This window comes from ANME-2 cluster archaeon, from assembly GCA_014237145.1.
Classification (GTDB): domain Archaea; phylum Halobacteriota; class Methanosarcinia; order Methanosarcinales; family Methanocomedenaceae; genus Methanocomedens_A.
On the sequence record JAAXOC010000104.1, the window covers coordinates 1 to 11,941 of the forward strand.

An 11,941-nucleotide genomic window follows, 5' to 3' on the forward strand; every position below is an offset into this window, starting at 1 on the left:
CAACAATGTAAAATGAGCAAAACGTGGGAAAACGCTAGCAACAGAGGATATAAATAAGTTCAACAGTTAGTAGATAGGTTTATCTTTCAAACTCAGGTAACAGCAATGGAAAGTGATACAAAATTGTTTATCAGTCATCATGAAGGAGGAAGAAGTACAGATGATGCTACAGAATTGTTTAATGATTTCGAAAATAAAATGTTCTTGTTCATATTTCGACCTCCTAATTTGTCATTAAAATTTTAAGGCCGAGAGAGAAACATCCTCTTTCTTTTATCCTTTTACACAAGTTCGCGAGTTATATGTGGTACATATTTATTTATATGTCCAAAACGTACTTATTCGTGTATGAAAAGGATGAGGGGGTAACAGGTTAATACACGGGAACGTATCCCAAACGCGGTGCGTGTTATACCTATCGACCTACCTTTATAGTAGGCTGCAAGATACTTTTTTTGTTGCTCTTGCAAGAATAGTGTATATACGAACGCGGATAATGCATGCGAAATCTGCGTTCATCTGCGGTTCTTTATTGTTCAAAAGATCAGAAGAAATTAAAAAGTCTCGCGACGTAAGTACGAATCTATTTATAGAACATGCGAATGATAAAAATATATGGAGATCACAGAGGCTGATGTAAATCGACCATTAGCAGAACTGGTCGAAAACAGTAAAGAAAAAGTTATTATTGAGGATATCGCTGAATATTCTGAAATCTTTTTCAGTATAGAATACATAGTTTTAAATTTCTGGCAGAAAAAACCAGCCCTTAAGGATAAAACGGTGTTATCTGCATATCATAAACTTAAAAAGGATTTTGATGGACAGAAGAAAGGCTCGCTAGCTGATGAAATTTCAAAATCGGTGAAAGCTTTGCTGGTGTTAAACAAAATTGATGGGGAAAGGAGTTATACTTATGAGGAGATCATTTCATGTGTTAAATATTTAATCAAACTTGTGAACCAACACAGGAGCCCAAGTAGAATCGGATATTTGCAATGGATAAAGACATTTTTTGAAGGTAATTTGCCTCAAACCGATAAAGAGATTTCAGATTATATCGACGAATACGAAAGCTGATAAACGCTGTGAAATTACCATGATCATTGTCGGAATCGATCCCGGACTTGCTACTGTTGGTTTTGGAGTTATACAAAAAAAAGACGAAAAGATCATTCCCATAAGCTATGGTTGTATTCGAACATCTGCTACTAAACAAACACCAGAGCGCCTACTGGACATCTATAATGAGACCAATGCACTGTTTGAAAAGTACGATCCGAAAACAGTCGCTATTGAAAAACTTTTTTTCAATAAAAATGTCACATCTGCAATGAGGGTAAGTGAAGCAAGAGGGGTAATATTACTTGCAGCACAACAAAAACAAATACCTGTATTTGAATATACACCTGCCCAGATCAAGCAGGCAATAACAGGTACCGGACGCGCTGACAAACGACAGATGCAGGAAATGATAAAAAGTCTTCTGGGCCTGGACGAACTGCCCCGGCCTGATGATGCTGCTGATGGTCTTTCGATTGCTTTATGTCATATACATATAATGAGATAATGATATGATCTCACATTTATGTGGCGAAATTGCGCAATGTGGTGAAGGTTTTGTAATAATTGATGTCGGGGGTATCGGATATCATGTTAATGTTCCACAACCGGCATTGCAGGAACTTAAAGAAAAAGGAAACGCAAAAGTAAAACTTCATACCCATCTAAATGTCAGGGAGGATGCGCTCAACCTCTATGGATTCATGAATACATCTGAACTTGGGATGTTCAAATTAATAATTAACGTTTCAGGAGTCGGGCCCCAGATAGCAATGAAAATCCTTTCAGATATAAAAATAGAAGATTTCGCCAGTGCAATAATCAATGAGGATGAAAAAGTCCTTACCAGTATTTCAGGAATTGGCAAGAAAAATGCTAAGAGATTAATACTGGAATTAAAGGATAAGATGAAAAAGAAAATGGAAGGATTCGTTCCCACCGGCACAAGTAATGTCAATTATGATGCAGTAAGTGCTCTTGTATCATTGGGTTTTCAACAAAGAGAAGCTAAAGAAGCTGTAGATGCTGTATCTGTCCGTGTAAAAGAACCCACGATCGAAGCATTAATTAAAGCAGCACTTTTAAAATTAAAAGAAGTTGAAGAATAATCATGGAAGAAAGAATAATCTCTACTTCTGAACTGGATCAGGAACAGGAAGATACTACGATCCGTCCCACAAGACTTGATGAGTTTATAGGGCAAAATATCATCAGGGAATCCATAAAAATAGCTATAGAAGCCTCAAAAAAACGAGGTGAGCCACTCGACCACATTTTATTTTCAGGACCACCAGGCCTTGGAAAAACAACACTGGCATATATTATAGCAAATGAGATGGGAGTTAGTATAAAAAGTACTTCAGGCCCGATCCTGGAAAAGCCCGGAGATCTTGCTGCGATACTTACATCACTAAAACGGGGAGATGTGCTGTTTATTGATGAGATACACCGCATGAATTCAATTATTGAGGAAGTACTGTATCCTGCAATGGAAGATCTGGAAATTGATGTTATGATCGGCGAGGGGGCAAGTGCCAGGTCAATAAAACTCAACCTTGAACATTTTACTCTTATTGGTGCAACTACAAAGATAGGACTTTTGAGTTCACCGCTCAGGGATAGATTTGGAATAACATTCAGGCTTAATCATTACACTATCGATGAACTTGCAGAGGTTGTGCATCGAAGTGCTTCTATCCTGCACATTCCCATAACCCGGGACGGGATTATTGAAATTGCTAAACGCGGCCGTGGAACGCCAAGAATTGTTAACAGGCTGCTGCGGCGTGCAAGGGATTTTGCAGTTGTCAGGGCCGATGGAACGATAAATAAGGATGTTGCTGATGATGCACTGACTATGCTGGGTATAGACAAGCTGGGCCTGGATGAACTTGACAGGCGCATTCTTACTGTAATAGCAGATGATTTCGAGGGTGGTCCTGTGGGTTTGAAGACAATTGCCATTTCAGTTGGGGAAGAGGTCAGGACTATCGAAGATGTTTATGAGCCGTATCTTATCCAGGTCGGATTCATTCAACGTACTCCCCAGGGCAGGAAGACCACACAGGCAGGAAAAGAGCATTTGAGCCAGTAAGTTTTGTAACCTTCTCAATATTAAGATACCTGTTTGGTATGATACAGGCCAGGAACAACGAGACCGGTATGGTATGATACAATCCCGGAACAAAGAGATCGTATGATATATACTAAACCGTATATGTTTTTTGTAACTTTCTGCCACAGAGAACACCGAGATGCTTTTTCCGCCCCAAACTCCTCTCTCTGTGAGCTCTGTGGCAGTCATATAAAGTTCCAAATTATACTTACGGAGTAGTATAATACAATCCCGAAACAAAGATACAGGTTTCACTATCCTTCAACTGTAGCTTCAGTACCCTCATCCGTGACCAATTGCATAAAACCTGTAACCTCAAGCAATTTTTTCACCTGGTCAAGGGCTTGTGGATGTTTATGAACTGTCTCTGGCAGTTCATCCATTCCCAGTTCTTTTCGTTTCGCTCGACCATTGTCGTTAATGGGCACTGCATGGCCTTTTTCAATCATAAGTCCGGCTACCTTACGATGATCAGGCAGCATCAGCCCCATGTGAACTGATTCTGCTCTCAGGGTAAGTATCCCGTCCACTATCCTGATACCCCTGGGACACCGCTCCTGGCACTGGTAACAGGTGGTACACATCCATAGGTCTTTATCATGATACACATCCCTGTTCCGTCTTGCAGACAGCACTATCCGCCTGGTGTTCAGGCTGGTATAGCGTCCTGAGGGACAGCTTCCTGTACATGTCCCGCACTGTATGCAGGTTAAATAACTAAATCCCTCTTCTTCAAGCAATTTGGCAGGTTCTGTACTCATAGGACCACTTTCATAAATAAGAACGACTCATTATTACATATCTTTTTACGATACCTTCGCCACATCTGTTGTGAAAATAATATAGTTTTTGTGATATAATCATACCCCTGACTTTATTAAAATCAGTTGTATGAGGGTGATTTTAGGTTAAAAAATAATTTTCAAACTTGAGTTTCAGTCTAAAATAGCTAATTCGTCATCGGTGGCTCTACAATATTATGTTGCTGGCTTCACATCCGGATTACTTCAATATACCCCTATAGCTGTATTTTGACTTCGAATCTTCAGGGATAGCACCCAGGTTGATAAGGAATTTTGGGTCCTGCATCATGCACAGGTTCCTGCGCTCTTTGAAATCCTCAAGTGACCTGATAACTTTCCAGGCAGCCCGTAGTCCGTTTTCTTCCAGCGCATTCCCGAACTCGAAAGGCATATATGGACATGCCTTTACTCCTCCGTCCACGCATACATGAGCCCAGCGCCTTCCAGCCATGCAGCCCAGCATCTCGCCTTCAAAGAAGGAACTTGTGAATACCCTGGGACCAGGGCCTGGCTGGTTAAGCGTGTTGTGCATATCCAGTAACACCTTTCTATTCTCTTCTGAGATCACAGGGTCGCCAAGGCGTTTCGCCACGCTCTCCCAGATGCTGAACTCGTGCACACCCAGTTCACCTGCCAGTTCATAGAGACCAGGCAGTTCATGCATGCGCGCAGGCGAAGCGTGGGTGTTCATAGTGACCAGCAGTCCGGCATCCAGTCCCATCCTTATGGCATTCACAGCCCAATTATATGCGCCTTCCAGCCGCCGTGTCTGGTCGTGTTTGGCAGGGTCAGTGCTGTAAATACTTATGAGCAGGTTATGAAGTCCTGCATCTTTAAGACGGGCGGCTGTTTCAGTTTTCATCTCTGTACCAGGGGTGAAAATGTTGACGATTGCCTTATCCTTGTCCACATATTCCACCAGTTCGAATATATCATCCCGAAGCAGTGGGTCGCCTTCTGTAAATGTGATGATGAATGCGCCCATGTCCAGGGCCTGGTCGATCATTGCCTTGATCTGCCCGGTTGTCATCTCGCCTTCGCCCTCGCTGACCGTGCAGTGCTCACAGTTGCATTTGCACTCCCTGGTTATTTCAATAGACACTGTCTCTGGCACGTACTTACCCATGGCACAGCTCACCTCTGCCCGTATCAGCCTGTTAAACACCTTACCCGGTATAGGCGGCAGCCATGTGGAGGCAATCACCATATCCCCATCCACCAGGACTGGCTTTTCATCCCGCAACCGCTCATTGATGCGTTTCAGGGCTGGCCCGCAGGCGGCACCCAATGCCCCGGATGCCGTAAGCCGCATACCACCGACAGTTTCCATGTCCACGCTCAGGCCCGGCATTGTGAGTATATTGATCTTCTCTTCATTCATATAGCTGAATTAATAAGCCGAATTGACTATAAATCTTTGTTATTGATTCTAAAAACATCCAGTCCACGTATGTAACCAACATATAGAACAGTCCACGCATGAGGCTAACGTATGTAACCAGTCCACGTATGTAGCCCGTAGGGCTACATACGTGTGCGGCCCGCTACTGGCCTGAGTAGCTGAGTAGCTATGCCTGAGTAGTAGAGTAAAAGCATGGGCCCACGGCGATTCGAACGCCGGACCTCACGGTTATCAGCCGTGCGCACCACCTGGCTATGCTATGGGCCCTTAATAAAATTAGGTGCTGCATGGTGCTTACAGGATGAATTCTGATGTTCGCCTTTGTATTTTAATGTTTGGATTGCAGATGTAATATATTTGGACAAATCTATTTTGATGTTGGTATTCCATTGATTAATCCATATAGATCCGTATCGTAGAACACTAACTTCTAACCCATGTCAACCACAACCCACATTCCAACCCATCATTACATTATCTTTATTTAGTTTAATCAGCAATAGGTAATCCATCACACATTTAAAATAATTAGGGGCATCACCATGTCTGATATTAAAATAACAAAGTCCAAAACCAGTAAGATCGACTCAGTTGATTTTGAAAATCTTGGTTTTGGTGAAGTCTTTTCAGACCATATGTTCAGTATGGATTATGAAAACGGAGAATGGATCAACCAAAGGATCGAACCATATGGCAAGATAGAGTTCGAACCCGCTATGTGCACTCTGCATTACGCCCAGGCTGTATTTGAAGGCCTTAAAGCCTTTCACGTTAAAGATGGTAGCATCAACATCTTCAGGCCTGAAAAGAACCTGGATAGGATGAACAGGTCCAATGAGAGGATGTGCATGCCGACCATCGATAAGGACATGTTCTTCGATGCCATGAACGAACTGGTAAAACTGGAAAGGGACTGGATTCCAAAAGACACAGGACATTCATTATACATACGCCCCTTTATGTTCGGCACAGAAAATTTCCTCGGCGTCCACCCCTCTTCAACATACCGCTTCATGATAATCCTCTCCCCCGTAGGTGCATATTACAAAGAAGGCTTTAATCCGGTCAGCCTGCTTGTGCCTGAGGAATATGTAAGAGCGGTCAAAGGTGGAGTTGGTGAAGCAAAGACCGCAGGTAACTATGCAGCCAGCCTCCTCCCTGCCAGGATCGCACAGGAGAAAGGTTTCACACAGGTCTTGTGGCTCGATGGAGAGCACCATAAATATATCGACGAGGTGGGCACCATGAACATCTTCTTTGTTATAGATGATGAAGTGATAACACCACCACTGGAAGGTTCAATCCTGCCCGGCGTCACCCGGGATACTGCACTGGACCTGACAAAATCGTGGGGTATGAAGGTTAGTGAGCGGCGCATCTCGATCGATGAACTCATCCAGTCCTCAAAAGAGGGACGGTTGCAGGAAGTATTCGGTACCGGTACCGCAGCCGTTATCTCTCCGGTTGATGAAATCCAGTACAGGGATACCAACATCAATATCAATGAAGGCCAGATAGGACCAATAGCAAGGAGACTGTTCGACGAGATCTCCGGCATCCAGTACGGTGAGATTTCTGATACTCACGGCTGGATATACAATATACCCTGATCAGGCAGTATCCACTGACCAAGCGATATCCACTGACCAGGTAGTATCAATCATTGACCGCCTTAATTATGATATCTAGTAGCTGCCACACCCATGTGTCGGATCTTTATTGTTGCCAGGTCGCACAACAGTAGCTGAGCACACACGACACGATTATCTTCTATGGATATAAGCTGTCGTGGCTTCCCAATCCTCACATTTATTTATACTCAAATCCTTCAGGTACCACATGACAGACATCGTGATCATCGACTACGGCTTAGGCAACCTTCGCAGCGTCACCCGCGGTCTTGAACATGCCGGGGCAGCCGTTACCATATCTTCAGACCCGGCCTCCATGCACAGGGCAGACGGCGTGGTGCTGCCAGGAGTGGGTGTATTCCAGGACGCCATGCACAACCTGGCCCCGCTCAAGGACGACTTGCCGGAGGTAGCAGGAACTGGAAAACCAATGCGTGGGATATGCCTCGGGATGCAGATGCTCAAAAATTTTGTAGGGATGTGTTGAATTTTGGACCAGGATATCGACCGCTGGTTCCCCTATCCCGAATACAGGCCCCACCAGCGTGAAATGCTGGAGGCAGCGGCAGAAATAGTACGCACCGGCGGGCACAGCGTATTTATGGTGGATGCACCCACCGGCAGCGGGAAGACCAGTATTTTGTCGGCTCTGCTTGCTGCCAGGAATGATCAACAAATTGTGGTTGTACTGCGCACTGTTAGCCAGGTTTCCATCTATCTTGACGAGATAAAGAAGATAAGGCAGAACACCAACAAGCGTCCAAGGGTTGCATACCTGGTCGGCAAGGCAAAGACCTGCCAGTTGAGGGATGAGATGGACAGCGTCTACATGGGATGTGATCTGCTAAAGATCATGACCAGGCAACTGCTGGAATCAAAGATGCAAGAATATATGTATCTGGCTGGAAGGTCGCAGGATACGGTCTATGACCCTTCAAAGGATGATTCGCTGCTTGAATTGATAATGGATGAGAGGGAGGGAGAGCGTTCCTGCTGTCCATATTATTTGCTGTCCAAAGAAGCTTATCTCTTAGATGGGGAAATTAAGTTTCGCAGTTCCAGGAATGCCCAGGAAGTTGGCCGGGCCATCGGGGACAATATTATTTACCTGGACGAACTGGACGAACATTGTGGTGATATGTGTCCCTATGAAGCTATGGCATTATCGGCAGAAGATGCTGATGTGGTTATCCTGAACTACAACCATGTGTTTGATGATACCTACAGGGATGCCATGTACAACTGGCTGGGACTGGATCCTGAAAAGACCATCCTGCTTATAGACGAGGCCCATAACCTGGGAGATACTGTGCGGGCTGTGAACAGCGATGTCCTGTCCCAGTTCTCTGTTAAAAAAGCCATAAAAGAAGTGGAATCTTCCAGGATGAAGGCAAGGAAGGCTGGCCTGAACAAGAGCCTGGCTGTGGCAGAGCAGATACTGCCCAGGATAATGAAGTTCATGGAAAAGATGAACGAGAAAGGCACATCATCAGAGGAGTGGTTCGACCCGCACATGTTCTCGGATTTTGTGTTTGGTGAAAGCCTGGTGCGTGAGGATGATAGGATGGTGGCTGAACTGATGAACCTGGGTGATGTGATAGCCAGGCAGAAGGAAAGCGGATCAGAATCTTCAGAGATGCACCTTCAAAAGGTAGGTGACTTCCTGTTCATGCTGAACTTTGCAAAGAATGATGAGGCTTACGTGCCACTGAAATATACTGATAAACGCCAGGTGGGGGGTAATACATACACGTCCACCACACTGGAGATACGCAACCTTGACCCCAGCCTGCAAATAGAGAGCGTAGTAGGCCAGCACCATGCTACTATAATGATATCTGGTACATTCTCGCCGCCTGAAGCATATGAGCTGTACTATTTTGCTAAAAACGGCAGGACAACAATAATGACACTCCCAAACCAGTTCCCTCCTGAGAACAGGTTGGTACTGACAGCAAGCAGGGCCACCACACAGAGTTCACTAAGGGATGACCGGGATAATGTGACTGAGATACAGCAGCATCTGGAAGCGTTTATTGCAGGTGTACCCGGAAATGTTGTGGTCTACTTTACTTCGTATAATCTGCTGAACCAGTACATTGATATCTGCACCACGGTTGCAAAGGCAGCAGGCAAACAGATATATCTTGAACCCAGGGACTCGAAAGAGGTGTCATCAGTGCTGGCCAGGTTCTTCCAGGCCGGGCTTAAGAGTGCCACAAAACCAGGTGTATTGCTTGCGGTGGCAGGCGGCAAGATGAGTGAGGGTATTGACTACCGGGGCGAGACTTTAAAAGGTGCTATGGTGGTCGGACTGCCGTTGACTGCATATACTGAGATACAGAAGACTGTGAATGAGTATTACAAGAGCAAGTACGGGAATAAACATGGGATGTTCATAGCTTATACCCTGCCTGCCATGAACAGGGCACTGCAGGCACTAGGAAGGGTACATCGTGCAGCAGATGAGGATGGAGTGCTGGTACTGTGTGATTTTAGGTTTGCGAGCAAGGGAGGGATGGGGGTGCGGGAGTATCTGCCTGATTGGATGGACAGGGAATTGAAGGTATGTTCTGGCAGGGAAAGTGCACAACTGATAGCTGAATGGGTGAAGCACCATAAGCGTGCTGAGGTTCCACTGGAAACAAAGTGGTTATTGAATGTGGAAACTGACAAAAATGAGGTGCAAGAACCCATTTTACCAACTGGTAAAATTAAAAAGACCAGGCTTTTAAATATACTTTCTAAGATTGCCAGGTCAAAGGAGATATTCTATCTAGGCACTATTAATAATCAACTCAAAAAGGAGGATAGGCTGGATTCTACGCAGTTGAGGGAGATGTTCACTGATGAGGATTTTTCTCGTCTGGGACTAAAAGCCTGTTATGTGCCTTCCATAGGTGAGGTGGAAGTAAAGCGTATCAGAAAGAACGATAAGTAGATAATGGATACAATAGATATTAGCGTGAATCGCCCAGTAACTTTTTGCCGTCGTGGCTTAGCTTGGCAGAGCGACTGATTCGTAATCAGTAGGTCGTGGGTTCAATTCCCACCGGCGGCTTGTTCGCTTATTTTTCCTGCATTATCAACCGTATGCTGCTGAATTTCCACATAATATCTTCCAAATAACCCATTTCAATTTTTTAGGACCAGTCAGGACTTTTCATTAAAACATGGAATGCAGTAACCTTTTCCATCCTTTTCCTTGATCCTTGTCTCCATCACCGGCTCCCCACACCTGGAACATGGCACTGATTCATGTATCCGGGCATGCATCGGCAGTTCAATTGTAACGTCCCGTATGTCGAACAACTCATTTTCATCTATGCTCAATATCTGCTCGATACGCTCATCACGGTCCTCTTTTTCGAACATAGTGCCCTTCAGGCTTACCCGTACACCACGACCAAGGGGGCGGAGTGCGAGGGTATATACATGCTTGCCGTAATCCCTGAAAAAGAAATTGCCCTTACCAAAGGTGCAGCCGGTCATGTACTGTATGGCATCCACTGCGCAGGAATTGTTCTCCACAATTGCTATTAATTCTTCATCCTCTGAGCGCATGGCATGAATTCGTTTCATGCCTGCCTTTGCAGCGCGGTAACCAAGTACCAGGCCCGGACAGAAGTGGCCGTGGAAATCGATGATGGGTTTGAGGTCTGGGGGAATATGGGGCTGTGTCATTGATGTAGGATTGGTTGCGATGGGGTTAATAAGTTTCGTGGAGTTTCCTATACATTAAAAAACAGACTCATAATTCTAAGTATCGTAATCCTAATAATTGGTAATACATTGATGATACCTAAAACCCGGGTTTTAAAACGCAAGCAAAAACAGCCATAGCGGAATAAATACAATCCTTACATCTCCGACATACTGTTCATCCAACATGGTCTTTGTTACCACAAACGCATCTTGTATATCGAATTTATTGCAAAAATTCACAAGCCCTTTCAGGTCTTTCACACCAACAGAATTCCTGTATTTCACTTCGATAGGGACCAGTGTTGACTGATAATCCATTACGATATCAACTTCATTCTTGTTCTTATCATACCAGTAGAATAACTTTCCCAGCGGGTCCTTTGAACCTTCTATGAGGTAATGCAAAAACGCCACATTTTCAGCATCATGACCAACATCCTGCACCCTTCCAAATGAGTTCTTAAGACCTACATCACAAAAGAAGATTTTCTTTTCTTTTCGTTCTGATGCTTTCCTGCTTTTTGTGTAGAACCCTGAAAGATGTATCAGGCGTGCGTGGGCAAGATGGAAAATATAATGCCTGGATGTTTCTTTGTCACCATCATTCTCCTTTGCTATCCCCAGATAGCTGAACCTTTCACCTAAATGGGTAGCCACAAACTTGAATATGGATTCAAGCAGAAGCGGGTCACGTATACTGAACACTTTTATAATATCCTTGTATAGAAGCAGGCTTGTGTATTCCTCAGACAATATCTTGAACCATGCATCCTCATTCTTTACCTCGAACCATTCAGGAAAACCACCAACTGTTAAATATTGTGAAAGAAAACCAAGTATCTCGTTCTCCCTTAAAGAAAGCTGGTAATTCGTTTCTTTCATGGAATTAAAGTCAAGTGCAGGTTTTGTTATCTCTATAGAACCTGTCCAACAATTCAAAATCTTGAGAAAAAAAGGCTAATTCAGCCTTTATTTCGAAAAACAAGCAAGAAATTTATTATTGATAGTAATTGTTGGACAGCCTGTATACTGTTAAACTGAAGAAGGATGAAATCGTAAAAATAACCAACAAAACCGTGGAAGACAAGGAGGTGACTTATTCATTTGATGGCACCGATTTTTCGGTAGTGTACTACTTTATGTCTGATAATGTGGTTTTAAAAAATCTACCCAATTTAAAGGAGTATCTTGAATATCTTCTTTCATTGATGGAGTCGTTTTA

The 11,941-nt window shown here is 44.0% G+C and carries 11 protein-coding genes and 2 tRNA genes; 8 read left to right on the forward strand and 5 right to left on the reverse strand.

Features of this window, described 5'->3' with window-relative positions; genetic code table 11:
- The first annotated feature begins 615 nt into the window (after positions 1-615).
- Genes HF974_14520 through ruvB form a run of 4 tightly spaced genes read left to right on the forward strand, consistent with a single transcriptional unit; the run spans position 616 to position 3,157 of the window.
- Positions 616-1,080 carry a hypothetical protein gene (locus tag HF974_14520; protein MBC2699516.1) on the forward strand — a complete coding sequence of 155 codons (465 nt, stop codon included), beginning with the start codon at positions 616-618 and terminating at the stop codon, positions 1,078-1,080.
- Positions 1,081-1,099: 19 nt separating this feature from the next.
- Positions 1,100-1,570 (forward strand): crossover junction endodeoxyribonuclease RuvC, encoded by a 471-nt coding sequence (ruvC, locus tag HF974_14525; GenBank protein ID MBC2699517.1) that lies wholly within the window; start codon positions 1,100-1,102, stop codon positions 1,568-1,570.
- Between the two features lie 4 nt (positions 1,571-1,574).
- Complete coding sequence (gene ruvA, locus HF974_14530) at positions 1,575-2,171, forward strand: Holliday junction branch migration protein RuvA (protein ID MBC2699518.1); 597 nt, start codon at positions 1,575-1,577, stop codon at positions 2,169-2,171.
- Positions 2,172-2,173: 2 nt separating this feature from the next.
- Positions 2,174-3,157 carry a Holliday junction branch migration DNA helicase RuvB gene (ruvB, locus tag HF974_14535; protein MBC2699519.1) on the forward strand — a complete coding sequence of 328 codons (984 nt, stop codon included), beginning with the start codon at positions 2,174-2,176 and terminating at the stop codon, positions 3,155-3,157.
- A gap of 275 nt (positions 3,158-3,432) precedes the next feature.
- Here the strand turns inward: ruvB and hdrC are convergent, their stop codons facing one another.
- The 3 genes from hdrC to HF974_14550 form a co-directional block, all read right to left on the reverse strand.
- Positions 3,433-3,939, reverse strand: a complete 507-nt coding sequence (hdrC, locus tag HF974_14540) for a CoB--CoM heterodisulfide reductase subunit C (GenBank protein ID MBC2699520.1) — start codon at positions 3,937-3,939, stop codon at positions 3,433-3,435.
- 241 nt (positions 3,940-4,180) lie between these two features.
- Positions 4,181-5,362: a radical SAM protein gene (locus HF974_14545; GenBank protein MBC2699521.1), complete on the reverse strand. Its 1,182-nt coding sequence runs from the start codon at positions 5,360-5,362 to the stop codon at positions 4,181-4,183.
- Positions 5,363-5,576: 214 nt separating this feature from the next.
- Positions 5,577-5,650, reverse strand: a tRNA-Ile gene (locus HF974_14550).
- A 275-nt stretch (positions 5,651-5,925) separates the two neighbouring features.
- Here HF974_14550 and HF974_14555 point away from each other — a divergent pair.
- The 4 genes from HF974_14555 to HF974_14570 all read left to right on the forward strand — a co-directional run bounded on the left by HF974_14555 (position 5,926) and on the right by HF974_14570 (position 10,075).
- The gene (locus HF974_14555; protein ID MBC2699522.1) at positions 5,926-6,993 is read left to right on the forward strand and encodes a branched-chain amino acid aminotransferase; all 1,068 of its coding nucleotides are present in this window, start codon (positions 5,926-5,928) and stop codon (positions 6,991-6,993) included.
- 229 nt (positions 6,994-7,222) lie between these two features.
- Complete coding sequence (locus HF974_14560) at positions 7,223-7,501, forward strand: hypothetical protein (protein ID MBC2699523.1); 279 nt, start codon at positions 7,223-7,225, stop codon at positions 7,499-7,501.
- A gap of 3 nt (positions 7,502-7,504) precedes the next feature.
- On the forward strand, positions 7,505-9,955 hold the full coding sequence (locus HF974_14565) for an ATP-dependent DNA helicase (protein ID MBC2699524.1): 2,451 nt from the start codon (positions 7,505-7,507) through the stop codon (positions 9,953-9,955).
- Between the two features lie 46 nt (positions 9,956-10,001).
- Positions 10,002-10,075: transfer RNA gene (locus tag HF974_14570), tRNA-Thr, on the forward strand.
- Positions 10,076-10,167: 92 nt separating this feature from the next.
- On the opposite strand, the gene HF974_14575 is transcribed toward HF974_14570, so the two are convergent.
- Together HF974_14575 and HF974_14580 are read right to left on the reverse strand one after the other, a co-directional pair.
- A complete protein-coding gene (locus tag HF974_14575) occupies positions 10,168-10,698 on the reverse strand; it encodes a formylmethanofuran dehydrogenase (protein MBC2699525.1) in 531 nt (176 codons plus the stop codon).
- A gap of 132 nt (positions 10,699-10,830) precedes the next feature.
- Complete coding sequence (locus tag HF974_14580; protein ID MBC2699526.1) at positions 10,831-11,601, reverse strand: ATP-binding protein; 771 nt, start codon at positions 11,599-11,601, stop codon at positions 10,831-10,833.
- Positions 11,602-11,941 lie beyond the last annotated feature (340 nt).